Origin of the sequence: Streptomyces sp. NPDC008137 (assembly GCF_042957035.1) — a bacterium.
Lineage (GTDB): Bacteria > Actinomycetota > Actinomycetes > Streptomycetales > Streptomycetaceae > Streptomyces.
Genome location: NZ_JBIBHN010000002.1, coordinates 305,322 through 329,689, shown reverse-complemented (window position 1 = coordinate 329,689; position 24,368 = coordinate 305,322). Strand labels below are relative to the sequence as shown.

Genomic DNA, 24,368 nt, shown 5'->3' with positions numbered 1-24,368 from the left:
GGGACCCACCAGTCTGATCAGTGACTCACGGGTACGACGGCAGCCAAGGCAACAGGAAACCGGCGCCAGGCTTGTCAGCTTCGGTCAGGACCCCGGACGCCCGGACACCTGTCGAGCGCCAGGACCCGGCCCCCGCCACGGGCCTCACCCGGTGAACAGCTGTGTCGCCTTCCGGACGAGCTCGTACAGCCCGTAGGCGAGCGGTACGCCCACCCACACCCAGGCGAAGGCGATCAGCCACCGCCGGTCAGGGCTGGGCGGACTCTGACTGCTGCTGGACACGATCGGCCTCCTGCGGCTGCGGGACGTGATGGCGGGCGTGGACGGGCCGGACGAGTTCGTTGGCGACGAAGCCGACGACGAGCAGGCCGATCATGATGACGAAGGACAGCCCGTACAGGGACGCGCCGTGCCGGCCCGCCTCCTCCTGCCGGTCGGCGATCCAGTTAACGATGAGCGGCCCGAGCACACCGGCCAGGGACCAGGCGGTGAGCAGACGCCCGTGGATGGCGCCGACCTGGTACGTGCCGAACAGGTCCTTCAGGTACGCCGGGATCGTCGCGAAGCCGCCGCCGTAGAAGGAGAGGATGACCAGCGCGCACAGGATGAACAGCGGCTTGGAGGTGTCGCCGAACAGGGCGATGAGCGCGTACATCAGCGCGCCGACGCCCAGGTAGACGCGGTAGATGTTCTTCCGGCCGATCAGGTCGGACGTCGACGACCAGCCGATGCGGCCCGCCATGTTCGCCGCCGACAGCAGGGCGACGAAGCCGGCGGCGGCCGTCACGGACACCGGCGTGGAGGTGCCTGCGAAGAAGTCCGTGATCATCGGGGCGGCCTTCTCCAGGATGCCGATGCCGGCGGTGACGTTCATGCAGAGCACGAGCCACAGGAACCAGAACTGGGGGGTGCGGATGGCCTGTTTCGCGGATACCTGCGGGCCGGTGGGGGCTTGTCGCGCAGTTCCCCGCGCCCCTGGGGCCCGGCTCGGAACCCGGACCAGGAGCACACCCAGCAGCATGAAGACGGCGTACGACAGGCCGTGCACCAGGAACGCCAGCGCGATGCCGGAGCTGTCGCCGCCGAACGACTCCAGCATCTGCGCCGACCACGGCGAGGCGATCAGCGCGCCGCCGCCGAAGCCCATGATGGCGATGCCGGTGGCCATGCCTGGCCGGTCCGGGAACCACTTGATCAGTGTGGATACGGGCGAGATGTAGCCGATGCCGAGGCCGATGCCGCCGACGAAGCCGTAGCCGAACACGATCAGCCAGTACTGCTCCAGGGACGCGCCCAGCGCGGAGAGCAGGAAGCCGGAGGAGAAGCAGACCAGGGCGACGGTCATCGCCCAGCGGGGGCCGTTGCGTTCCACGAGTGTGCCGCCGAACGCGGCGGACAGGCCCAGCATGACGATGCCGAGCTGAAAAGGCAGCGCGCTCTGTGTGCCGCTGAGGCCGAGCGCGGACTCGAGGGGCGGTTTGAACACGCTCCAGGCGTAGGCCTGGCCGATGGAGAGATGTACGGAGAGAGCGGCGGGCGGGACGAGCCAGCGGCTCCAGCCCGGGGGCGCGACTGGGGGACTCATGAATCCCGGACGGTAGGCAGTCGCGGGGGAGTTGAGAAGGCGGCGCGTCGACCGTATGCGGTGAGCGGTATTCAGCATGCGCCGAACGGTCGCCGCGCGGACCCTTGCCGCCCCAACCTCCATACTGTAGACAATATTTCGTCGACACAAGCCGCACGGCGCGTTCGCAAGCGGTCGTACGGCGGTCACACCTCCGCGGTATCCCTCAAACCGAACGGAGTGTTCCCGTGAAAGTCGCAGTTCTCGGCGCCGGTGCCATCGGCGCCTACGTCGGCGCCGCGCTCCACCGCGCGGGTGCCGAGGTGCATCTCATCGCCCGTGGACCGCACCTGGCGGCCATGAGGCAGCACGGAGTCCGGGTGCGCAGCCCGCGCGGCGATTTCACCGCGCACCCCCACGCGACCGACGACCCCGCCGAAGTGGGCCCGGTCGACTACGTCTTCCTGGGCCTGAAGGCCAACGCGTACGCGGCGTGCGGGCCGCTGATCGCGCCCTTGCTGCACGGGACGACGGCGGTCGTCGCGGCCCAGAACGGCATCCCCTGGTGGTACTTCCACCGGCACGGCGGCCCGTACGACGGCCACCGCGTCGAGAGCGTGGACCCGGACGGCGCGGTCAGTGCGGTGCTCGCGCCCGAACGGGCCGTCGGATGCGTCGTCTACGCGGCGACCGAACTCGAAGGGCCGGGCGTCGTACGGCATGTGGAGGGCACGCGGTTCTCGATCGGCGAGCCCGACCGCAGCCTCTCGGCACGCTGTCTCTCCTTCAGCGAGGCGATGCACGCGGGCGGGCTGAAGTGCCCGGTGGAGTCCGGTCTGCGGGACGACATCTGGGTCAAGCTGCTCGGCAACATCTCCTTCAACCCGATCAGCGCGCTGGCCCGCGCGACCATGCGGCAGATGTGCCTGCACGGCGGCACCCGCAAGGTCATCGAGATCATGATGACCGAGACGCTCGCGGTCGCCGAGGCCCTCGGCTGCGAGGTCGGCGTCTCCATCGAGCGCCGGCTCGCGGGCGCCGAGCGGGTCGGCGACCACCGCACCTCCACGCTCCAGGACCTGGAGCGCGGCAAGCCGCTCGAACTCGACGTACTCCTCGCGGCGGTCGTCGAGCTGGCGGAGATCACCGGCGTGGAGGTGCCCACCCTGCGCACCGTGCACGCCATCTCGGACCTGCTCGCGCTGAGGAGCGCCGCATGAGGAAACGCCAACCCAGGACCTACACCCGGCTGACGCACCCGCTCGTCCGGGACTCCCGCGACGAACCCTTCCGGCAGGCGAGCTGGGACGAGGCCCTCGACCGGGCCGCCCGGGGTCTCGCCCGCAATCGCGGCGCCTTCGGGATGTTCAGCTGTGCCCGCGCCACCAACGAGATGAACTACGTGGCGCAGAAGTTCGCCCGGGTCGTCATGGGCACCAACAACGTCGACTCCTGCAACCGCACCTGTCACGCCCCGAGCGTGGCCGGTCTGTCGGCGGCGTTCGGCTCCGGCGGCGGGACCTCGTCGTACGAGGAGATCGAGCACACGGACCTGATCGTGATGTGGGGCTCCAACGCCCGCTTCGCGCACCCGATCTTCTTCCAGCACGTGCTGAAGGGGATCAGGAACGGGGCCCGGATGTACGCGGTCGATCCGCGCCGGACCTCGACCGCCGAATGGGCGGAGAGCTGGCTCGGCCTCAACGTCGGCACCGACATCCCCATGGCGCACGCGATCGGCCGCGAGATCATCCACGCGGGGCTCGCCAACGAGGCGTTCATCGAGCGGGCGACCACCGGCTTCGAGGAGTACCGGGCGCTGGTCGAGCCGTGGACGCTGTCGCTCGCCGAGAAGGTGACGGGCGTACCGGCCGCCGCCATCCGCGAGCTGGCGCACGCCTACGCCCGTGCCGAGCGCGCCCAGCTGTGCTGGACCCTCGGCATCACCGAGCACCACAACGGCACCGACAACGTCCGTGCCCTGATCAACCTGTCCCTGCTCACCGGCCATGTCGGCCGCTACGGCTCGGGCCTGCAGCCCCTGCGCGGGCAGAACAACGTCCAGGGCGGCGGCGACATGGGCGCGATCCCCAACCGGCTGCCCGGCTTCCAGGACATCCTCGACCCGGACACCCGGCTGAAGTTCGAGTCGGCCTGGGACACCGTCATCCAGCCGCACTACGGCCTGAACCTCACGGAGATGTTCGAGGCGATGGAGGACGGCGAGCTCAAGGCCGTCTACTGCATCGGCGAGAACCCGGCCCAGTCGGAGGCCGACAGCGAGCAGGCCGTACGGCGGCTCGGTCAGCTGGACTTCCTCGTCGTGCAGGACATCTTCCTCACGAAGACGGCCGAACTCGCGGACGTCGTCCTGCCCGCCACCGCCGGCTGGGCGGAGACCGAGGGCACGACCACCAACAGCGAGCGGCGGGTGCAGCGCGTCCGCAAGGCCGTCACCCCGCCCGGCGAGGCGCGCGAGGACATCGACATCCTCTGCGACCTCGCGGCCCGCCTCGGCCACGACTGGAAGTACGCCGACGCCGAGACCGTGTGGAACGAGCTGAGGTCGATCTCGCCCGACCACTACGGCATGACCTATGAGCGCCTGGAGGAGCACCAGGGCATCCAGTGGCCGTGCCCCAGTGCGGACCGGATCGAACCCACTTATCTGCACGGCCGGTTGTGGGAGTCCGACCCCTCGGCACGCGGTCGGCTCGCGCCCTTCGGGATCGTGCAGCACGACCCGCCCGTGGACCTCACCGACGAGCGGTTTCCGATCCGGCTGACCACCGGGCGGCGGCTGGACTCGTACAACACCGGTGTGCAGAGCGGTGGTTACGCCTCGCCCCTGCGGCGCGGCGAGTTCATCGAGCTGTGCCCGGAGGACGCCGAGCGCTACGGGGTCGTGGTGGGTGAGCGAGTGCAGGTCACCTCGCGGCGCGGGTCGGTGACCGCGCCGGTGTGGGTGGACACTGCGCTGCGGCCCGGGCTCGCCTTCATGACCATGCACTTCCCCGACGAGGTGGACACCAACGCGCTGACGATCGAGGCGAACTGCCCGATCGCGGGGACGGCGGAGTTCAAGGCGTCGGCGATCCGGATCGAGAAGCTGCCCATCGCGACCATCGTGGGGTGACGCACTGTGGACCTGCACTTCGGTGACAGCAAACCGACGGACGAGGAACGGGCGGCCGTCGACGACCTGCTCGGGCCGCCCGAGTCCTCCTGGGAAGGCGCCGACCGTTCCGACGCCGACTTGAGGTGGGCCCGGGGCGGACGTGTGGCCCGGGACCGCCGCGACCTGCTGTTGCCGGGGCTGCACGCCCTCAACGACCGGATCGGCTGGATCAGCGACGGCGCCCTCGACTACCTGTGCCGGCGGCTGACGGTGCCCCCGGCGGAGGCGTACGGAGTCGCCACCTTCTACGCCATGTTCTCGGTCAAGCCCCGTCCGACGACCGTGCTCCATGTGTGCACGGACCTGGCGTGCGCGGCGGCCGGGGCGCCGGAGCTGTGCGCCGGGATCGAGGAGCGGCTGAGCCTCGGCAGCGGTGTGTCGGTCGAGCGCGGCCCGTGTCTGGGGCTGTGCGAACGGGCCCCGGCCGCGCTCGCGATCAGGGCCGGGGACCCCGTGCGTACGGCGGTGTCGGCGCCGGCGACCGTCGAGCGGGCCGTGCTCGCCGCGAGTGCGCCCGACTCGGCGCCGGAGGAGCCGCCCGCCGCTCTGGCGGTGCCGCAGGCCGGGCAGGACGGCCTGATGCTCCTGCACCGCGTCGGCGTGGTCGACCCGGCGTCCCTCGACGACTACCGCGCCCACGGCGGCTACACCGCCCTGCGCCGGGCCTTCGAGCTGGGCCCGGCCGGGGTGATCCGCGAGGTCACCGACTCGGGCCTGGTCGGGCGCGGGGGTGCCGCCTTCCCGACCGGCCGCAAGTGGCAGGCCACGGCGTCCCAGCCGGATCATCCGCACTACCTCGTCTGCAACGCCGACGAGTCCGAGCCGGGCACCTTCAAGGACCGCGTGCTCATGGAGGGCGACCCGTACGCGCTGGTCGAGGCGATGACGATCGCCGCGTACGCGACCGGCGCCCACCGGGGCTTCGTGTACCTGCGCGGCGAGTACCCGCGCGCCCTGCACCGACTGGAGCACGCGATCGCGCAGGCACGCGCGCGTGGACTGCTCGGCGACGACATCCTCGGCCAGGGCTACGCCTTCGACCTCGAGATCCGGCGCGGCGCGGGCGCCTACATCTGCGGTGAGGAGACGGCTCTGTTCAACTCCATCGAGGGCTACCGGGGCGAGCCCCGCTCGAAGCCGCCGTTCCCCGTGGAGAAGGGCCTGTTCGGCAAGCCGACCGTGGAGAACAACGTCGAGACGCTGGTCAACGTCCTGCCGGTCCTCACGATGGGCGCCCCGGCGTACGCCGCGATCGGCACGGAGAGGTCCACAGGTCCGAAGCTGTTCTGCGTATCGGGGAGCGTGGAGCGGCCCGGTGTCTACGAGCTGCCGTTCGGCGCGACGCTGGGTGATCTGCTCGTGCTCGCCGGGGTGCGGGAGGGGCTGCGGGCGGTGCTGCTCGGCGGGGCGGCGGGCGGTTTCGTCCGGGCCGACGAACTCGGCATCCCGCTCACCTTCGAGGGAACGCGGGAGGCGGGCACGACACTCGGCTCGGGGGTCGTGATGGCCTTCGACGACACCGTGCCCCTGCCCCGGCTGCTGCTGCGCATCGCGGAGTTCTTCCGGGACGAGTCGTGCGGGCAGTGCGTGCCGTGCCGGGTGGGGACCGTGCGGCAGGAGGAGGCGCTGCACCGGATCGTGGAGCGCACCGGCGCCGACGCCGCCGGGGACATCGCCCTGCTGCGGGAGGTCGGCCGCGCGATGCGGGACGCCTCGATCTGCGGTCTGGGGCAGACCGCGTGGAACGCCGTGGAATCCGCCATCGACCGTCTGGGGGCGTACGAATGACCGTCACACCGCTGGGGATCCCGCGCCGGCTGCTGGAGTTCACGCTCGACGGGGAGCCGGTGCGGGCGCCCGAGGGCTCGACGATCCTCGACGCCTGCCGGGCCGCCGGGAAGGACGTGCCGACCTTGTGCGAGGGCGACACGCTCCGGCCGAAGAACGCCTGCCGCGTCTGCGTCGTCGAGGTCGAGGGGGCCAGGACCCTCGTCCCGGCCTGCTCCCGCAAGGCCGAGCCCGGCATGGAGGTGCGCACGGACACCGAACGGGCCCGGCACAGCCGGAAGATCGTCCTGGAGCTGCTCGCGTCCTCCGTGGACGTGTCGACGACCCCGGAGGTCGCCGGGTGGCTCAAGGAGTACGAGGCGAAGCCCGACCGCTTCGGCCCCGACGCGGCCCGGCTCAACGAGGAACCGAAGGTCGACAACGACCTGTATGTGCGCGACTACGGCAAGTGCATCCTCTGCTACAAGTGCGTGGACGCCTGCGGCGACCAGTGGCAGAACACCTTCGCGATCTCGGTCGCCGGGCGCGGCTTCGACGCCCGGATCGCCGTGGAGCACGACGCGCCGCTGACCGACTCGGCGTGCGTCTACTGCGGGAACTGCATCGAGGTGTGCCCGACGGGCGCGCTGTCCTTCAAGTCCGAGTTCGACATGCGCGCGGCGGGTACGTGGGATGAGTCGCGCCAGACGGAGACGACCACGGTGTGCGCGTACTGCGGAGTGGGCTGCAACCTGACGCTCCATGTGCAGGACAATGAGATCGTGAAGGTCACCTCGCCGCACGACAACCCGGTGACCCACGGCAATCTCTGCATCAAGGGCCGCTTCGGCTACCAGCACGTACAGAACCGGGACTGATCAGGACATGGGACGAGTCACGGAACGACGCAAGGTGCTCCGCATCCGGGACGGGGCGGTCTCCACCCGCCCGGACACGCTCGTCGCGGAGGAACCCCTGGAGATCCGGCTCAACGGCAAGCCCCTGGCGATCACCATGCGCACCCCGGGCGACGACTTCGCACTGGCCGCGGGCTTCCTGGTGAGCGAGGGGGTGCTGGGCGGGCAGGACGATCTCCAGAACATCGTCTACTGCGCCGGGGCGACGGCCGAGGGCTCGAACACGTACAACGTGGTCGACGTGGCGACCGCTCCGGGCGTGGTGATCCCCGACATCACGCTCGAACGCAACGTCTACACCACCTCCTCCTGCGGGCTGTGCGGCAAGGCCTCGCTGGACGCGGTGCGAACGACGGCCCGCTGGCCCATCGCCGACACTCCCCCGGTGCGGGTCACGCCGGAGCTGCTCGCGGCCCTGCCCGACCGGCTGCGCGCGGCCCAGCGGGTCTTCGACCGGACCGGTGGCCTGCACGCGGCGGCCCTCTTCTCCGAGGAGGGGGAGCTGCTGGACGTCCGCGAGGACGTGGGCCGGCACAACGCGGTCGACAAGCTGGTCGGCCGCGCCCTGCAGAACGGGGAGCTGCCGCTGTCGCGGACGATCCTGCTCGTCTCGGGCCGGGCCTCCTTCGAGCTGGCGCAGAAGGCCGTCATGGCCGGGATGCCGGTGCTGGCGGCGGTGTCGGCGCCGTCGTCGCTGGCGGTGGACCTGGCCGCCGAGACCGGCCTGACGCTGGTGGGCTTCCTGCGGGGCGGCTCCATGAACGTGTACGCGGGTGAGGACCGGATCGCTCTGCGGGCGGCGGCCGCCCGGGGCTGAACAGGTTCCTCCGCGGCACGGCGGCGGGGCCCCGACCGGCGGGGAGCGCCCCCTGCGCCGCAGGGGCCCCGTCTCGGACCCGGTCCGGCCGCTTCAGCCCGCCGTGCCGGATATCCGTCGGAGCATGTCGGTGAACTGCTCACGTTCGGCCGCCGACAGCGGCGCGAGCAGTTCGTCGTTGGCGGCGCGGGCCGCCTTCTCACAGCGTCCCAGCAGCCGGGCTCCCCGCGGGGTGAGGGACACCGCGTTCTTGCGGCGGTCCCTGGGGTCCGGCTCGCGCAGCACCAGGTCCGCCGACTGGAGGTCGTCGAGGATGCCGACCAGGTCCTTGGGGTCGAGTCCGATCCCGCGGCCGAGGTCGGCCTGAGCGACCGGGCCGAGGTCACGGACGGCCGACAGCACCACGTGGTGCCACATCCTCATGTCCTCCTCGGCCAGCGCCTCGGCCACCAGGGTCCGGCCGCGGGCGGCGGCGCGGCCGAGCAGCCAGCTGGGCAGGGAGCGGATCGCGGGCAGAGGGGCTTCCGACATGGCCGCAGCCTAACCAAGAAATCGTTGGTTCTTCCTATGATCCTCCTATACCGTTGGGTTCCCCAATGAATTCATGGGGGAGCCCAACGACTTCCGGAGGTGCGATGCGCCGCGTCCGCTACGAATCCCGAGGCGGCCCCCTGTTCGTGGAGGAGGCTCCGGTCCCCGAGCCCGGCCCCGGAGAACTGCTCGTGCGCGCGGAGGCGATCGGCGTCACGCTCCCGGTCGTACGCAAGGTCACCGAGGCGGCCGAGCCGGTCCCGCTCGGCGGTGAGATCGCCGGGGAGGTCACGGCCGTCGGCGAGGGCGTCACCCGCTTCGGCACCGGCGACCGGGTGACGGGGCTCTGCTTCGGCCACGGCTACGCCGAGTTCGCCCTCCTGCACGAGGCCATGGCCTCCCCCGTCCCGGCCGGTGCCCGCGCCGTCGACGCGGTCGCCCTGGTCCGCAGCGGCATGGTCGCCATCGGCGCCCTGGCGGCGGCCCGGCCCGGGCCCGGCGAGGCGGCCCTCGTCACCGCGGCGGCGAGCGGGGTCGGGCACCTGGCCGTGCAACTGGCCAGGACGCGGGGCGCGGGCCGGGTCGTGGGGGCCGTCTCCGACCCGGCGAAGGCCGCCTTCGTCCGGGGCCTGGGCGCGGACCACGTCGTCAGCTACGGCGACGACAGCTGGGGCACGCCCGCCGACTACGCCCTGGACGCGGTCGGCGGCGAGCTGCTCCCCCGGGCCCTGGCCGCGCTCGCCCCGGAGGGACGGCTGGTGGCGTACAGCTCGGGCGGCGGCACCGTCCGGGCGTACGACCTGCTGGTGGGCGCCAAGTCGGTGATCGGGTTCCAGATGGCCCGTATCGCGCGCGGGAAGCCGGAGTTGTACGAGCGGTGGCGCGAGGAGCTGTGGCGGCTGTTCACGGCGGGAGAGATCCAGCCCGCCGTCCACGGGGAGTTCGCCCTCGCGGACGCGGCGAAGGCGCACGGGGAGATCGAGGCACGGGCCAACCTCGGCAAGGTCGTCCTGATCCCCTGACGCACGCTTCTTGTGGGGGGTCTGTGAGTCCAAGTACCGTCTGTGGCCCCACACATGGGACGTGGGATGTCCGGTTGTCCGCATCAGCCGCCCGGATGTCCGTTCCCATGGCTCGGTGGTCCAGCCGACAGACGCATGAAGGGCAGGTCGCACCATGCCGTCAAGTCTTCGCGCACGTCTGAGATCCACCCTGACAGCCGCTCTCGCCGCCGCCGCGCTGCTCGCGCCGGCCCTCCCCGCCCAGGCCCGGCCGGCCACGGCCTTACCGGAGTTCGAACAGCAGGTCCTCTTCAAGGCCTCCCAGGACCCCGGCTACGCCTGCTTCCGTATCCCGGCGATCGTGCGGACCACGGCCGGCACACTGCTCGCCTTCGCCGAGGGCCGCGTCCTCAACTGCGGTGACTCGGCCGACATCGACATCGTCCTCAAGCGCTCCACCGACGGCGGCCGCACCTGGGGTCCGCTCCAGGTCGTCACCGAGGGCGCCGGCGACACGCACGGCAACCCGGCGCCCCTCGTGGACCGCGGGACCGGCCGGATCCTGCTGGCCGAGACGTACAACACCGGCCGGACCGACGCCGGGAACTGCACCGTCCCCTGCGACCGCACCCCCCATCTGCAGTACAGCGACGACGACGGCAGGACCTGGTCGAAGCCGCGCGACCTGAGCGACCAGATCCTGCCCGCGCACTGGAACTCCTGGTACGCTACCGGACCCGTGCACGGCATCCAGCTCACCCGAGGCAAGCACGCCGGGCGGCTGGTGTTCGGCGTCAACACCGAGACCTGGGACGGTGGCAGGGTCACCGCGAACCACGCCGCGCTCATCGTCAGCGACGACGGCGGCGACCACTGGCGGATCGGCGCCACGGACTCCTGGCCGATAGCTCAGGACGGCACGTTCCGGCAGAAGCCGTCCGAGGTGACGCTCACCGAACGCACCGACGGCGCCGTCCTCGTCAGCGGCCGGGAACAGGACGGCACCGACCTGGGCCACCGCTCCCAGACCCTGAGCCGGGACGGCGGCGACAGCTTCACCACGCCCTTCCGCGACCTCCCGGACCTCTACACCCCGCAGGTCCAGGGTGCGACCGTACGCCTCGGCGACCGGCTCCTGCTGTCCGCTCCGGCCGATCCCGACCGCCGCCGCACCATGATGGTCCGCTCCTCCTACGACGGCGGGCGCACCTGGGACAGCGTGGACCGGGGCACGGTCGTCACCACCGACTGGTCCGGCTACTCCGACATGGCGGCCATCGACGGCACGACGGTGGGCCTGCTGTACGAGGGCGGCGCGGTCGACGCCCGCGACGAGATCCGCTTCGCCCGCTTCACCGAGGACTGGCTGAAGCCTCGCCGGGGCCCCGACCCGACCACCCGCGACGCCGCTTCGGCCGCGACGCCCGCGGCCGTGCTCGGCGGTGCGGGCCGGACCACCGGTGTGCGCGGCGGCGCACTGTCCTTCGACGGCACCGACGACGCCGTACGGCTGCCGTACCGGTCCCGGCTCCCGCTCGGCGAAGGGGACTTCACGGCCTCGCTGTTCTTCCGCTACACGGCCACGACCGGCGAACAGCCCTTCCTGTGGATGGGCGGCATCGGCAGCACGCAGCCGCAGATCTGGCTGCGCGGGGAACCGGCGAGCAACCGGGTCCGGGGGCTCATCACCACCCGGTCGGGTGCGACGACCGTCAGATCGGCCTCGGTGTGGACCGACGGAGCCCACAACGACGGACGCTGGCACCATCTGGCCCTGCGCCGGGGCGGAGGACAACTGACGCTCTTCCTCGACGGGGCGCCCCTCACCACCGCCGACGCGCCGGGCTCGGTCAGCCGCAACTCTCCGTTCGGTGTGCACATCGGCCAGCGCATGGACAGCAGGGCGTTCCTCAGCGGGGCGATCGACGACGTCCGTGTCTGGAACCGGGCCCTGTCCGACGAGGAGTTGGCGTCCGGCGCCGCGAAGGCGGCCGCCAGGGGCACCGTGCTGTGGCTGCCCATGGACCAGGTGAGCGGCAGCAACTAACGTCACGGAACGTGCCCGACGACTCAAGAGCAGCACGAGCACGACAGCGCACCGGAACCGGGATCGGCCTGCTGCTGGTCCTGATGCTCGGTGCCGCCCTGCTCCTCGCCCTGCCGGAGGACGAGAGCCCGGACGACGACGGTGCCTGCCGGGCCCGGACGGTGGACTCCTGGCGGGCGGACGACGGCCTCACCGCCGAGTTCGCCCGCTACGGCGACGACGCGAGCCGCAGTGACGACTGGACCGGCGGCGACGGCACCCACTCGCTGCGACTGCCGGACGGCCGGGTGCTGTGGCTGTTCTCGGACACCTTCCTGGGCCGGGTGTACGGCCCGCCCAACCCGGCCGGCGAGTCGTATGCCTGGCGGGACACGGCCGAGCCGCTGGTGCGCAACTCGGCCGTGCTGATGCGCGACGGCAGGCTCGAAACCACCCTGCCCGCCCCACTCTTCGCTGACCCGGCGCCGAACCAGTGGCGCTGGCCCGTCGCCGCCCGCGTCGAACCCCGCTCCCCCGGCTCCTCCGAGCAGGTCGTGCGGGTGCTGCTGTGGGTGCGCACGGCGGGGCAGGCTCCGTGGATCTACGGCGTGCCCACCGCGACCGAGGTCGCCACGCTGTCGCTGCCCGCTCTGCGCCTGGAGTCGATCGTCAAGGTGCTCGACCAGCAGCTCGTCCCCGACGCGTCCCGGCGGGTGCTGTTCGGCACGACACTCGTCGAGGAGGACGGCTGGACGTACGTCTTCGGCGGCGACGACGGCCAGGCCGCCTCCCGCCCGGCCTCGCACGCCTACGTGGCACGCGTCCGGGAGGGCGGGCTCGGAGATCCGGCGGCCTGGCGGTACTGGAACGGCTCGGCGTGGACGGCCGCTGCCCGCCCGCGGCCGGTGCTCGGGGACGGGCAGCGCAAGGGCGTCGGCAGCGCGTTCTCGGTCGTCCGGGACGGTGGCACCTACGTGCTGTTCACGATGGCCACGGGCACCAAGGGCCTGACCACCGTGGCCTCCTACTGGGCGTGCTCCCCGGCCGGGCCGTGGCACGGACCGGCGAAGGAGTTCAGCCCGTCGCTGCCGCAGGGCCAGGTGGCGGCCTACAACCCGCAGGTCCATCCGGTGCTGAGCGGCGACGGGCGGCTCGTCCTGAGCTACGACGTCAACTGGCTGGAGACGACCGGCGCCGCCGCACAGCTCAGCCGGAACGTGTCCCTGTACCGACCGCGGTTCGTGTCGCTGCGGCTGGCTCCGGCTGAGTGACCTGGGCGCGGGGGTCTTGCGCGCGGCGCTTGGCGATCACCGCGCACACCATCAGCTGCATCTGGTGGAAGAGCATCAGCGGCAGCACGGCCAGCGAGGCGTGCGCGCCGAACAGGACGCTCGCCATGGGCAGTCCGGATGCCAGGGACTTCTTCGAGCCGGCGAACTGCAGGGTGATCCGGTCCTCCCTGCTGAAGCCCAGCCCCTTGCCGCCGTACCAGGTCAGCAGCAGCATCACGGCGAGGATCACGGCCTCGACGCCGAGCAGCGCGCCCAGCCGGGCGGGACTGACCTGGTGCCAGATGCCCTGCACCATGCCCTGGCTGAACGCGGTGTAGACGACGAGCAGGATCGAGCCGCGGTCCACGAGGCCGAGGATCTTCTTGTGGCGGGTGACGAAGCCACCGATCCAGCGCCGCAGCAGCTGTCCGGCCAGGAACGGCACGAGCAGTTGCAGCACGATCTTCAGCATGGAGTCGGCGGAGAACCCGCCGCCGCTGCCGCCGAGCAGCGAGGCCGCGAGCAGCGGGGTGGCGATGATGCCGATGAGGGAGGAGAAGGAGCCCGCGCAGATCGCGGCGGGCACGTTGCCGCGGGCCATCGAGGTGAAGGCGATCGACGACTGGACGGTCGACGGGACGAGCGTGAGGAAGAGCAGGCCCTGGTAGAGCGGGTCCGTGAGGATCACCGGCACCAGACCGCGGGCCGCGAGACCGAGTAGCGGGAAGACGACGAAGGTGGCGGCCAGGACCGTGAGGTGGAGCCGCCAGTGCCGCAGGCCGTCCAGCGCCTCACGGGTGGAGAGCCGGGCACCGTAGAGGAAGAACAGGAAGGCGATCGCCGCCGTGGAGGCCCCGGACGCCACCTCGGCGACCGACCCGCGGGCCGGGAACAGCGCGGCGACTCCCACGGTCGCCAGCAGGAGAAGGATGAACGGGTCGATCGGCATCCGGCGCGGCCGGCGCAGGCGTTTCACGGTGCTCCACTTGCTCGGTACTGGTTGCTCGGTACTGGTTGCTCGGTGCGTACGGGCGGTGCGGGGCCGGGGAGGCCCCCTCCCATCCTGCTCCCCGGCCCGGCGATCGGGAATCCCGTATACCGCTCTCACTGTCATCGCGTTCTGCGATGAGCGCGCTAGCCTGGGGGTCATGTACGACCCCTCCCATCTGCGCACCTTCCTGTCGGTGGCGCAGACGCTGAGCTTCACGCAGGCCGCGCGTCGGCTCGGGCTGCGGCAGTCGACGGTCAGCCAGCATGTGCGGCGGCTGGAGGACGCCACCGGGCGGACGCTGTTCACCCGGGACACGCACTCGGTGGAGCTGACGGAGGACGGCGAGGCCATGCTCGGTTTCGCGCGCCGGATCCTGGAGGTGCACGAGCAGGCGGCGGCGTTCTTCACGGGCACCCGGCTGCGCGGACGGCTGCGCTTCGGCGCCTCCGAGGATTTCGTGCTGACCCGGCTGCCCGAGATCCTCGAAGGCTTCCGGCACGAGCACCCGGAGGTCGACCTGGAGCTGACGGTCGAGCTCTCGGGCACGCTGCACGAGCAGCTGGCGGCCGGGAAGCTGGACCTCGTCCTCGCCAAGCGGCGCCCCGAGGACCCGCGCGGCGAGCTGGTCCGGCACGACAGGCTGGTGTGGATCGGCGCGGACCGTCTCCGGCTCGACCCGGACCGTCCGGTGCCGCTGATCGTCTACCCGCCGCCGGGCATCACCCGCGCCCTCGCCCTGGAGGCGCTGGAGCGGCAGGGCCGCGAGTGGCGTGTGGTGTGCACGAGCGGCAGTCTCAACGGCCTCGTCGCGGCGGCCCGGGCGGGACTCGGCGTGATGGCCCACTCGCGCGGCCTCATCCCGCCGGGTCTGGTCCGGGTCCCGGACCGGGCGGGCCTGCCGGAACTGGGGCAGGTGGACTTCGTGGTGGTCCACGGCCGGCGCCGCCCCTCCGCGCAGGGCGCGGCGGACGCCCTGGCGGCGGCGCTCCTGGCGGGCGGGGACCGGCTGCACCGCAGCGCGCCGAAGGGCCTGTGAGGCGCGTGCCGGGCCGTGGCAGCGTCGTACAGATTCGGTGGAGATTACGGCACCGAAACTTACTCAACCGTCAGCAATCTGTCCGGCCCTTCCCTTTCTGAGCACATTTTCCCGCGTTGACCAGCGCGAACCAGAGCGTCGCCCGGCCTCGCGCCCCTCCCGCAGCCCTGGCCGGGTGGGGTAGCTTTCACGGCGCTGTGCGGAGCGTCACTCAACAGAAGCGCTGAGGAGCGGGGAGCGGGGTTTGCGCGAGTTCACCAACCCTCCGTTGGCGTTGGCACCTCCGGTGGGCGGTCTGGCCGACGTGGTCTTCGAGCACGCCCAGGAAGACCCGCTGCACATCGCCCTGGGCCGCAAGGACGACGCCGGGCAGTGGCGGGATGTCACCGCCGCCGAGTTCCGCGACGAGGTGCTCGCCCTGGCCAAGGGTCTGCTGGCGAGCGGCATCCGGTTCGGCGACCGGGTCGCGATCATGTCCCGTACGCGCTACGAGTGGACGCTCTTCGACTACGCGCTGTGGACGATCGGCGCCCAGGTGGTGCCGGTCTACCCGACGTCCTCGGCCGAGCAGTGCTTCTGGATGCTGTACGACGCCGAGGTGACCGCCGCGATCGTGGAGCACGAGGACCACGCGATGACGATCGCCACCGTCATCGACCGGCTGCCGCAGCTGCGCCGCCTGTGGCAGCTCGACTCCGGTGCCGTGCAGGAGCTGTACGACGCCGGCGCGCACCTCGACGACGAGGTGGTGCACCGCCACCGGCAGGCCGTCACGCCCGACTCGATCGCCACGATCATCTACACCTCGGGCACGACCGGACGCCCCAAGGGCTGTGTCATCACGCACGGCAACTTCGCGTACGAGGCGGACACCGTCATCGAGCGCTGGGAGCCGGTGTTCCACTCCAAGCGGGGCGACGAGGCCGCCACTCTGCTCTTCCTGCCGCTCGCACACGTCTTCGGGCGGATGGTCCAGGTCGCGGCGATCCGCGGCGGGGTGAAATTCGGCCATCAGCCCCAGCTGAACGCGGCGGCCCTGCTGCCCGATCTGGCCGCGTTCAAGCCGACGTTCTTCCTGGCCGTGCCGTACATCTTCGAGAAGGTGTTCAACGCGTCCCGCCGCAAGGCCGAGAAGGAGGGCCGTTCCGGGCCGTTCGAGAAGGCCGTGGACATCGCCATCAAGTACGCGGACGCCGTCGAGGCCAAGGCCTGGGGCATCGGTCCCGGCCCCTCGGCGGGGCTGCGCATGCAGCACCAGCTGTTCGACAAGCTCGTCTACTCCAAGATCCGCGCCGCGATGGGCGGCCGGATCCGGCACGCCATGTCGGGCGGCTCGGCGATGGACCGCCGGCTCGGTCTGTTCTGGGCCGGGGCGGGCGTCCACATCTACGAGGGCTACGGCCTGACCGAGTCCACGGCCGCCGCGACCGCCAACCCGCCCGGCCGCACCCGCTTCGGCACGGTCGGCCAGCCCATCCCGGGCATGACCGTGCACCTCGCGGACGACGGCGAGATCTGGCTGCACGGCCAGAACGTCTTCCAGGGCTACCTCAACAACCCCAAGGCCACGGACGAGACCCTGCACGACGGCTGGCTGGCCACCGGCGACCTCGGCTCGCTCGACGAGGACGGCTACCTCACCATCACCGGCCGCAAGAAGGAGATCCTGGTCACATCGGGTGGCAAGAGTGTTTCGCCCGGTGTGCTGGAGGAACGCGTCCGTGACCATCCGCTGGTCAACCAGTGCATCGTCGTCGGCAACGACCGCCCGTACATCGCGGCCCTCGTCACCCTCGACCAGGAGGCCGTGGAGCACTGGCTGGCGATGCGGGGCAAGCCGCAGCTGTCCGCGGCGGAGCTGGTCCGTGACGCGGACCTGGAGACGGAGGTGCGGCGCGCGGTTGTCGCGGCCAACACCCTGGTCTCGCAGGCCGAGTCGATCCGCACCTTCCGCATCCTGGCCCAGCCCTTCACCGAGGAGCACGGGCTGCTGACCCCGTCCCTGAAGCTGAAGCGCAAGGCGATCGAAAAGGCGTACGAGAACGAGGTCGAGGCCCTCTACCGGGCATGAACCGCCTGTTGACGGATGGTGTGCCACCCGTCTGAATTCTCCCGTCAGGAATGCATCACGGCTCGTGATCGTTGACGATGGGAGTACAACTGACCACATACCTAAGGATCGAGAGCTCGTGAGCAAGGTCCCCCAGATCACCCTGAACAACGGCATCGAGATGCCCCAGCTGGGGTTCGGCGTCTGGCAGGTGCCGGACGACGAGGCCGAGTCGGCCGTCTCGACCGCGCTGGAGGCCGGGTACCGCAGCATCGACACGGCGGCGATCTACGGCAACGAGGAGGGCACCGGCAAGGCCATCGCCGCCGCCGGGCTCCCCCGCGAGGAGCTCTTCGTCACCACCAAGCTCTGGAACGCCGACCAGGGATACGACTCCACGCTGCGCGCCTTCGACACGTCGCTGGAGAAGCTCGGCCTGGACTTCGTCGACCTGTACCTGATCCACTGGCCGCTGCCGGCCCGGGACACCTACGTCGACACGTACAAGGCGTTCGAGAAGCTGCACGCCGATGGCCGGATCCGGGCCATCGGCGTCTCCAACTTCCTGCCCGAGCACCTGGAGCGGCTGATCGGCGAGACGTCGGTCGTCCCGGCGGTGAACCAGATCGAGCTGCACCCCCATCTGCAGCAGAGCGCCTCCCGTGAGTACCACGCGCAGCAGGGCATCGCCACGGAGGCCTGGTCGCCGCTCGGCCAGGGCAAGGGCCTGCTGGAGGTTCCGGCGGTCGTGGCCATCGCCCGGAAGCACAACCGCACGCCGGCCCAGGTCGTGCTCCGCTGGCACCTCCAGCTGGGCAACGTGGTGATCCCGAAGTCCGTGACGCCGTCGCGGATCAAGGAGAACATCGAGGTCTTCGACTTCGAGCTGGACACCGAGGACCTGGCGGCCATCAGCGCCCTCAACGAGGACCGCCGCATCGGCCCGGACCCGGCGACGTTCGACGGCGCCTGAGCGCTCACCGGCCCTACGCCCGTAAGACTGCCCGCAGCCTGTCACCCGGCTGCGGGCAGTCGTGCTCCTCGGGGCGGTGGTGCGCCTGCTCAGACCGCCCGAACCGCCGTGTGCACCGTGTGCGCCTCCAGCACGAACACATCCGCCCGCCGGTACAGACTCGCCGCGTCGTCCGGATCGAGAAGCCGGTCGAGGGTGGCGAGATCGTCCGCGTCGAAGCCTTCCGGGATCCGCTCCCGCAGATGCGACAGGGACCCGACGACATACTCACGGGCCCGGTCCGAGGCGGGAGCGGGCAGGTCCAGCAGGAAGGTGTGCGTCCTGGCGGGCTTCAGTCCCGCCGATGCCAGCAGGGCCGGCCAGTCCTCCGTCTCCGCGACGTAACCCGGCAGCTCCGTCCGCATCCGCGTGAACCACTCCGCCTCCAGCGCGTCGAGCCGCGCCTGGAGCCCGGGGCGGCCGATACCGATGTCGCGCGGCAGGTACCGCGGCGGCAGGCCGCCCTCCATGAGCGCCAGCGTGCCGCCGGGCGCCAGCCGCGCCGCGAACGCGGCCAGCGCGGCCCGCTGGTGACCGAGATGGTGCAGACTGCGGCTCGCCCAGAGCAGGTCGGCCGGGTAGTCCAACTCCTCCAGCACATCGGGGAGTTCACCGGCGATCGTGCCGAAGCGGTCGGCGACTCCCAGCCGCTCGGCCCGTGCCCGGGCCCGTTCCAGCAGCGGCTCGGAGCCGTCCACCGCGACGATCCGCGCGCCCGGGAACGTCTCGGCGAACAGACACGACACGACGCCCGGCCCGCTGCCCGCGTCGACGATCAGGCCCGGCTCGGTCACCTCGTGCGCCAGCCAGCCCATGGCCCGCTCGTACAGGGAAGCGAACAGCTCCGCCTGTGACTCCAGCCTCGGAGCCATCGCGGCCCAGTCGAGGTGCGTGTGGTCGTGACCGCCGGGGCCCTGACGGTCGTGATCGTGGTCATGGTCGTGGTCGTGGTCGTGCGCCATGGTGGTCAGCCTCTCCCTCGGATGCGGCCAGACTGCGCCGACGCACCGGGAGAAGGCCACCACTGTTGCCGCTCCCGCAAAAAATGCGGGCACACCGATCCGCCGGGGCCGAAGCCCCGGCGGACCCGTGGGGACGGGGTGTCAGCCGGTCAGGACAGCGGCGGGTAGGCGTTCTGCATCAGCTGCCGGAACTGGGCGGAGAACCAGTGCCCGGACAGCGGCGCGTCCGGCAGGGAACCGGACAGGTTGTTGCCGTTGCGCGGGTTGCCCGTGTAGGTCGGGTCGCACATCCGGTCGAAGCCCTTGCCCTCGTCGTTGGCGATCTCCTTGCTCGCCCCGTCGGACTCGCCCGGCGGCTTCATCCACACGTAGGCGTCGATCCCCGAGGCCGGACTGGCCTGGGGCCGCTCACCGAGGCCGGCTCCGGACTGGTTGCACCAGTTGCCGACGTGGATGCGGCGGTCGTAGCGGCCGCCGTCGACGTAGGTGTCGACGGAGGTCTGCGCACCCGGGCCACTGGGCCGGGCCGAGCCGCCCCAGCCGTTGCGGGAGGTGTCGATCAGCATGCCGATGGAGGACGGGAAGCCCGCCGACACCAGCTGGTTGCGGAAGCCCTGGGCGAAGGACTGCTCGTCGACGTAGCGGTTCCAGTCGACCCACTTCGACTCGCGGACGGACTTGCCGGCCACGTTGTCGTTGACGGTGAAGTTGTTCTCCTTCAGGGCGCTGTAGTTCGCCGTGTTGGTGATGAAGCCGTGGACGTCGTTCACGGTCGCGCCCTCGGCGGACGCCGCCTCCTTGAACAGGGTCGCGGAGGCACCGAAGTTGTCGTCCCAGCCGATCCAGCCGTGGTGCCCGGCATCGACGTAGTTGTAGACGTTCGGCACGTCGCCGAGCTTGTTCAGCGCGTAGCCGACGCCCTTGACGTAGTTGCCGTTGGCCTTCATCACGTCGCACTGCGGGGTGGCCGTGGGACGGCTGCCGGTGTTGGTGACGAGGTTCGGCAGCGAGTCGATCTCGACGGTGGTGACGATCCGCAGCGAGGCGTACTTCGAGTCGGCGAGGATCGCCTTGATCGGGTCGATGTACTGCGTCTTGTACCGGTCGATCTCCGTCGGTCCGAGCTCGCCGTTGGAGGCGAGGGCGGCACAGTCACGGCCGGGCAGGTTGTAGATGACGAGCTGGACGACGAGCTCGCCGGAGCCCTTCTGGCGCAGCGCCTCGTCGAGGTGGGCGCGCAGGCCCATCTTGCCGCCCGCGCCGTTGATGGCCGCGATACGGTCCAGCCAGACACCCGTGGGCTGATTGGAGACGCGGCTGCCGCCCGGCTCGGCGGCGGCCTTCGCCGACCACTCCGGGTTCACGTACACCTTGGCGCCGGCATAGGGGTTGTCGACCCGGTTGGACGGGCCGCCGGGGCCCGGCGGGTCGGTCGGATCCGGGTTGCCGCCGTCGTCGACGTTGCAGGTGACGCCGTCGAGGGTGAAGGTGGCCGGGATCGCGTTGCTGCCGCTGTAACTGCCCTGGAAGCCGAAGCTGACCGAAGCGCCGGTCGCGAGCTGGGCGTTGTAGCTCTCGTTGGCCGCGGTGACGGCCGCGCCGCTCTGGCTCAGCTTCGCGTTCCAGCCGCTGGTGACCTGCTGGTTGCCGGCGTAGGACCACTTCAGCGACCACGACGACTTGGCGGCGCTGTTGTTCGTGACGGTCACGGCGGCGGTGAAGCCGGTGCTCCACTGGTTCTGGATCTTGTAGTCGACGGTGCAGGGGACGGCGGCGATGCCTGCGCCGTCCGGGTCGACGGCGAACGCCGTGCCGGCCGCGCCGGCGACCAGGGCCATGGCGGCCAGTAACGCTGTTCTCGTACGGCTCATGAGTGCGGGTTTCCCTTTCGCTGGTGGGGGTGTCAGCCGTTCAGGGCGCGCTCCGACAAGGACATGAGGGACTGAGGAACCGTGGAACCCGGCATGGCGCTCGCGCAGCAGGGGACGACCGCGCTGGGGCGGCTCAAAGTACTGAACGCGAGAGGTGTCGCATGAGCGACTCCTTGCAGGCCGGGCACGCCGTGACGGACGCGTCGACTGATGGAATCGCTCCCACTGGTGTCAAGGAAGGTAGCGCCAAGTGTCTGCAAAGAACAGAGGAGTCGCTGACTTTCACTCAACATGCGGCGTCGAATCTTTTCGACTCTTCAAGGCCCTTGACCGATACCACACCCATCCTCACGATGGGAGCGCTCCCACTGGTTCAAGCCTTGACTTCTCCGAGCCGCAAGGAGGAACCAGCACCATGCATCCCCCACCCCGGAGACGGGGAGCGGTGCGGCGCGTGTGGATCGCCGCCGTCGCAGCTCTCGCGCTTCCGTTGACGATGCTCTCCTCAGGGTCGACTCCCGCGCAGGCGGCCGCACTTCAGTGCAGTGTCGATTACAAGACGAACGACTGGGGCTCCGGCTTCACCGCGGATCTGACCCTCACCAACCGCGGCACGGACGCCATCGACGGCTGGACGCTGACCTACGCCTACTCCGGCAACCAGAAGCTGGGGAACGGCTGGAACGGCACCTGGTCACAGTCCGGTCAGAACGTCACCGTCAAGAACGCCCCCCACAACGCGCGGGTCGCCGCGGGCGCCGCCGTCTCCACCGGCGCCCAGTTCACCTACAGCGGCTCCAATGCCGCACCGACGTCCTTCTCCGTCAACGGCACGGCCTGCACCGGCGCGCACCAGCCACCGCTCGCCGTGCTGACCAGCCCCTCCGCCGGCGCCGTCTACACCCAGGGCCAGACGGTCCCGCTGGCGGCCACGGCGGCCGCGGCGGACAACGCCACGATCAGCAAGGTGGAGTTCTACGACGACACCACGCTGCTGGGCACGGACACGAGCGCACCCTACTCGCTCTCCGTTTCCGACTTGACCGTGGGCAGTCACTCCCTGGTGGCGAAGGCGTACGACAGCATGGGAGCCTCCGCGAACTCCACCCCGGTCGGCATCACGGTCTCCTCCGGCCCCACCGTCGTGGCCTCACCGCTCCAACTGGGTGTCCAGTCGGGCAAGTCGGGCACGTACGAGGTGAAGCTGTCCAAGCAGCCGGCGTCCAACGTGACGGTGGCCTCGTCCCGCGCGAGCGGCAACTCGGGGCTGTCGGTCACGGGCGGCGCGGCGCTCACCTTCACCCCGCAGAACTGGAACACGGCACAGAAGGTGACCGTCACGGCGGCGGGCTCCGGCACCGGCTCGGCGGTCTTCGAGTCGACGGCCACGGGCCACGCCAAGGCCTCGGTCACCGTGACCCAGCTGGCGGCGGCGAAGGTCTACGACGCGCGCTTCCTGGAGCTGTACGGGAAGATCACCAACCCGGCGAACGGCTACTTCTCCCCCGAGGGCATCCCCTACCACTCGGTGGAGACGCTGATCGTCGAGGCGCCGGACCACGGCCACGAGACCACCTCGGAGGCGTACAGCTACCTCCTGTGGCTCCAGGCCATGTACGGCAAGGTGACCGGCGACTGGTCCAAGTTCAACGGCGCGTGGGACCTCATGGAGAAGTACATGATCCCCACCCGCGCGGACCAGCCGACCAACTCCTTCTACAACGCGTCCAAGCCAGCCACCTACGCGCCCGAGCTGGACACCCCGAACGAGTACCCGGCCAAGCTCGACCCGTCCGCCGCGGCCGGCTCGGACCCGATCGCGGCCGAGCTGAAGAGCGCGTACGGCACGGACGACGTCTACGGCATGCACTGGCTGCAGGACGTCGACAACGTCTACGGCTACGGCAACTCGCCCGGCAAGTGCGAGGCGGGCCCGTCGGACACCGGCCCGTCGTACATCAACACCTTCCAGCGCGGCTCGCAGGAGTCGGTGTGGGAGACGGTGCCGCAGCCGACCTGTGACGCCTTCAAGTACGGCGGCAAGAACGGCTACCTGGACCTGTTCACCGGTGACGCCTCCTATGCCAAGCAGTGGAAGTTCACCAACGCGCCGGACGCCGACGCCCGGGCCGTGCAGGCCGCCTACTGGGCGGACCTGTGGGCGAAGGAGCAGGGCAAGGGCGGGGACGTCTCCGCGACGGTCGGCAAGGCCGCCAAGATGGGCGACTACCTGCGCTACTCCATGTTCGACAAGTACTTCAAGAAGATCGGCAACTGTGTCGGGCCCTCGGCCTGCCCGGCGGGCACGGGCAAGGACGCCTCGCACTACCTGATGTCCTGGTACTACGCCTGGGGCGGCGCCACCGACACCTCGGCCGGCTGGGCCTGGCGCATCGGCTCCAGCCACGCCCACGGCGGCTACCAGAACCCCCTCGCGGCCTACGCGCTCGGCAACTACGCGCCGCTGAAGCCCAAGTCGGCGACGGGCGCTGCCGACTGGGCCAAGTCCATGGAACGGCAGTTGGAGTTCTACCGCTGGCTGCAGTCGAGCGAGGGTGCCATCGCCGGCGGCGCGACCAACAGCTGGGCGGGCCGGTACGCGACCCCGCCCGCCGGGAAGTCGACGTTCTACGGCATGTACTACGACGAGAAGCCCGTGTACCACGACCCGCCGTCCAACCAGTGGTTCGGCTTCCAGGCGTGGTCCATGGAGCGCGTCGCCGAGCTGTACCAGCAGACGGGCAACGCGCAGGCCAAGACGGTCCTGGACAAGTGGGTCGACTGGGCGCTGTCCAAGACCACGTTCAACCCGGACGGCACCTTCCGGATCCCGTCGACGCTCCAGTGGTCGGGCCAGCCCGACACGTGGAACGCCTCCAGCCCGGGTTCCAACAGCGGACTGCGGGTCACCGTCGCCGACTACACGAACGACGTCGGTGTGGCGGCCTCGTACGCCAAGACGCTGACGTACTACGCCGACCGTTCCGGTGACACGGAGGCCGCCTCGGCCGCGAAGAAGCTGCTGGACGGGATGTGGGACAACCACCAGGACGCGCTCGGGATCGCCGTCCCGGAGAACCGGGCCGACTACAACCGGTTCGACGATCCGGTGTACATCCCCAGTGGCTGGACGGGCACGATGCCGAACGGTGACGCGATCAACTCGTCGTCGACGTTCGACTCGATCCGGTCCTTCTACGAGGACGATCCGGCCTGGTCGAAGATCGAGAGTTATCTGGCGGGCGGTGCGGTTCCGTCGTTCACGTACCACCGGTTCTGGGCTCAGGCGGATATCGCGCTTGCCATGGGCTCGTACGCGGAGCTTCTCGAATAGCCCCCGCCGGGCGCTCCGCGGGTGGGGCCGTTGTCGACTG

The 24,368-nt window shown here is 70.7% G+C and carries 18 protein-coding genes; 12 read left to right on the top strand and 6 right to left on the bottom strand.

Annotation, left to right across the window (positions count from 1 at the left end):
- Window positions 1-144 precede the first annotated feature (144 nt).
- Both ACFZBT_RS05040 and ACFZBT_RS05035 read right to left on the bottom strand, forming a co-directional pair.
- A complete protein-coding gene (locus ACFZBT_RS05040) occupies window positions 145-282 on the bottom strand; it encodes a hypothetical protein (RefSeq protein WP_215117504.1) in 138 nt (45 codons plus the stop codon).
- A complete protein-coding gene (locus ACFZBT_RS05035) occupies window positions 248-1,585 on the bottom strand; it encodes an MFS transporter (protein ID WP_391098413.1) in 1,338 nt (445 codons plus the stop codon). Before ACFZBT_RS05035 ends, ACFZBT_RS05040 begins: the two co-directional genes overlap by 35 nt.
- Before the next feature lie 227 nt (window positions 1,586-1,812).
- Between ACFZBT_RS05035 and ACFZBT_RS05030 the strand changes: the two genes are divergently transcribed.
- From ACFZBT_RS05030 to fdhD, 5 genes are read left to right on the top strand one after another with little or no spacing between them, the layout of a single operon-like run.
- A complete protein-coding gene (locus ACFZBT_RS05030) occupies window positions 1,813-2,784 on the top strand; it encodes a 2-dehydropantoate 2-reductase (protein ID WP_391098410.1) in 972 nt (323 codons plus the stop codon).
- Window positions 2,781-4,700 (top strand): molybdopterin-dependent oxidoreductase, encoded by a 1,920-nt coding sequence (locus ACFZBT_RS05025; protein WP_391098407.1) that lies wholly within the window; start codon window positions 2,781-2,783, stop codon window positions 4,698-4,700. The genes ACFZBT_RS05030 and ACFZBT_RS05025 overlap by 4 nt, the downstream gene beginning before the upstream one ends.
- A 6-nt stretch (window positions 4,701-4,706) precedes the next feature.
- Window positions 4,707-6,530 carry an NADH-ubiquinone oxidoreductase-F iron-sulfur binding region domain-containing protein gene (locus ACFZBT_RS05020; RefSeq protein ID WP_391098404.1) on the top strand — a complete coding sequence of 608 codons (1,824 nt, stop codon included), beginning with the start codon at window positions 4,707-4,709 and terminating at the stop codon, window positions 6,528-6,530.
- Window positions 6,527-7,387 carry a 2Fe-2S iron-sulfur cluster-binding protein gene (locus ACFZBT_RS05015; protein ID WP_391098402.1) on the top strand — a complete coding sequence of 287 codons (861 nt, stop codon included), beginning with the start codon at window positions 6,527-6,529 and terminating at the stop codon, window positions 7,385-7,387. The genes ACFZBT_RS05020 and ACFZBT_RS05015 overlap by 4 nt, the downstream gene beginning before the upstream one ends.
- A 7-nt stretch (window positions 7,388-7,394) precedes the next feature.
- Window positions 7,395-8,243 (top strand): formate dehydrogenase accessory sulfurtransferase FdhD, encoded by an 849-nt coding sequence (fdhD, locus tag ACFZBT_RS05010; RefSeq protein WP_391098399.1) that lies wholly within the window; start codon window positions 7,395-7,397, stop codon window positions 8,241-8,243.
- A gap of 93 nt (window positions 8,244-8,336) precedes the next feature.
- On the opposite strand, the gene ACFZBT_RS05005 is transcribed toward fdhD, so the two are convergent.
- Window positions 8,337-8,774 carry a MarR family transcriptional regulator gene (locus ACFZBT_RS05005; protein ID WP_391098397.1) on the bottom strand — a complete coding sequence of 146 codons (438 nt, stop codon included), beginning with the start codon at window positions 8,772-8,774 and terminating at the stop codon, window positions 8,337-8,339.
- Between the two features lie 104 nt (window positions 8,775-8,878).
- Here ACFZBT_RS05005 and ACFZBT_RS05000 point away from each other — a divergent pair, with 104 nt between their 5' ends.
- The 3 genes from ACFZBT_RS05000 (at window position 8,879) to ACFZBT_RS04990 (ending at window position 13,072) form a co-directional block, all read left to right on the top strand.
- A complete protein-coding gene (locus ACFZBT_RS05000) occupies window positions 8,879-9,796 on the top strand; it encodes a zinc-binding dehydrogenase (RefSeq protein WP_391098394.1) in 918 nt (305 codons plus the stop codon).
- Window positions 9,797-9,950: 154 nt separating this feature from the next.
- The gene (locus ACFZBT_RS04995; protein WP_391098392.1) at window positions 9,951-11,822 is read left to right on the top strand and encodes an exo-alpha-sialidase; all 1,872 of its coding nucleotides are present in this window, start codon (window positions 9,951-9,953) and stop codon (window positions 11,820-11,822) included.
- An 11-nt stretch (window positions 11,823-11,833) separates the two neighbouring features.
- A complete protein-coding gene (locus ACFZBT_RS04990; protein ID WP_391098390.1) occupies window positions 11,834-13,072 on the top strand; it encodes a DUF4185 domain-containing protein in 1,239 nt (412 codons plus the stop codon).
- Here ACFZBT_RS04990 and ACFZBT_RS04985 read toward each other — a convergent pair.
- Window positions 13,008-14,021 carry a bile acid:sodium symporter gene (locus tag ACFZBT_RS04985; protein ID WP_391098888.1) on the bottom strand — a complete coding sequence of 338 codons (1,014 nt, stop codon included), beginning with the start codon at window positions 14,019-14,021 and terminating at the stop codon, window positions 13,008-13,010. The two genes, ACFZBT_RS04990 and ACFZBT_RS04985, sit on opposite strands and share 65 nt — an antisense overlap.
- Window positions 14,022-14,220: 199 nt before the next feature.
- Here ACFZBT_RS04985 and ACFZBT_RS04980 point away from each other — a divergent pair, with 199 nt between their 5' ends.
- From ACFZBT_RS04980 to ACFZBT_RS04970, 3 genes are all read left to right on the top strand, one after another.
- Window positions 14,221-15,099 carry a LysR substrate-binding domain-containing protein gene (locus ACFZBT_RS04980; protein WP_391098388.1) on the top strand — a complete coding sequence of 293 codons (879 nt, stop codon included), beginning with the start codon at window positions 14,221-14,223 and terminating at the stop codon, window positions 15,097-15,099.
- A gap of 244 nt (window positions 15,100-15,343) precedes the next feature.
- A complete protein-coding gene (locus tag ACFZBT_RS04975) occupies window positions 15,344-17,170 on the top strand; it encodes an AMP-binding protein (RefSeq protein ID WP_391098386.1) in 1,827 nt (608 codons plus the stop codon).
- A 160-nt stretch (window positions 17,171-17,330) separates the two neighbouring features.
- Entirely contained in the window at window positions 17,331-18,122 is a 792-nt protein-coding gene (locus ACFZBT_RS04970) for an aldo/keto reductase (protein ID WP_391098885.1), read from the top strand.
- Between the two features lie 89 nt (window positions 18,123-18,211).
- Here the strand turns inward: ACFZBT_RS04970 and ACFZBT_RS04965 are convergent, their stop codons facing one another.
- Entirely contained in the window at window positions 18,212-19,123 is a 912-nt protein-coding gene (locus ACFZBT_RS04965; protein WP_391098384.1) for a methyltransferase, read from the bottom strand.
- Between the two features lie 149 nt (window positions 19,124-19,272).
- Window positions 19,273-20,994, bottom strand: coding sequence for a glycoside hydrolase family 6 protein (locus ACFZBT_RS04960; protein WP_391098381.1), 1,722 nt, complete (start codon window positions 20,992-20,994; stop codon window positions 19,273-19,275).
- Between the two features lie 415 nt (window positions 20,995-21,409).
- On the opposite strand from ACFZBT_RS04960, the gene ACFZBT_RS04955 reads away from it, so the two are divergent.
- Window positions 21,410-24,328, top strand: a complete 2,919-nt coding sequence (locus ACFZBT_RS04955) for a glycoside hydrolase family 48 protein (RefSeq protein ID WP_391098379.1) — start codon at window positions 21,410-21,412, stop codon at window positions 24,326-24,328.
- Window positions 24,329-24,368: the final 40 nt, after the last annotated feature.

Coding starts and splice junctions, on each gene's coding strand:
- ACFZBT_RS05035 (WP_391098413.1), bottom strand. CDS start 1,585: ATGAGTCCCCCAGTCGCGCCCCCGGGCTGGAGCCGCTGGCTCGTCCCG.
- ACFZBT_RS05025 (WP_391098407.1), top strand. CDS start 2,781: ATGAGGAAACGCCAACCCAGGACCTACACCCGGCTGACGCACCCGCTC.
- ACFZBT_RS05015 (WP_391098402.1), top strand. CDS start 6,527: ATGACCGTCACACCGCTGGGGATCCCGCGCCGGCTGCTGGAGTTCACG.
- fdhD (WP_391098399.1), top strand. CDS start 7,395: ATGGGACGAGTCACGGAACGACGCAAGGTGCTCCGCATCCGGGACGGG.
- ACFZBT_RS05005 (WP_391098397.1), bottom strand. CDS start 8,774: ATGTCGGAAGCCCCTCTGCCCGCGATCCGCTCCCTGCCCAGCTGGCTG.
- ACFZBT_RS05000 (WP_391098394.1), top strand. CDS start 8,879: ATGCGCCGCGTCCGCTACGAATCCCGAGGCGGCCCCCTGTTCGTGGAG.
- ACFZBT_RS04995 (WP_391098392.1), top strand. CDS start 9,951: ATGCCGTCAAGTCTTCGCGCACGTCTGAGATCCACCCTGACAGCCGCT.
- ACFZBT_RS04985 (WP_391098888.1), bottom strand. CDS start 14,021: ATGCCGATCGACCCGTTCATCCTTCTCCTGCTGGCGACCGTGGGAGTC.
- ACFZBT_RS04980 (WP_391098388.1), top strand. CDS start 14,221: ATGTACGACCCCTCCCATCTGCGCACCTTCCTGTCGGTGGCGCAGACG.
- ACFZBT_RS04970 (WP_391098885.1), top strand. CDS start 17,331: ATGCCCCAGCTGGGGTTCGGCGTCTGGCAGGTGCCGGACGACGAGGCC.
- ACFZBT_RS04965 (WP_391098384.1), bottom strand. CDS start 19,123: ATGGCGCACGACCACGACCACGACCATGACCACGATCACGACCGTCAG.
- ACFZBT_RS04960 (WP_391098381.1), bottom strand. CDS start 20,994: ATGAGCCGTACGAGAACAGCGTTACTGGCCGCCATGGCCCTGGTCGCC.
- ACFZBT_RS04955 (WP_391098379.1), top strand. CDS start 21,410: ATGCATCCCCCACCCCGGAGACGGGGAGCGGTGCGGCGCGTGTGGATC.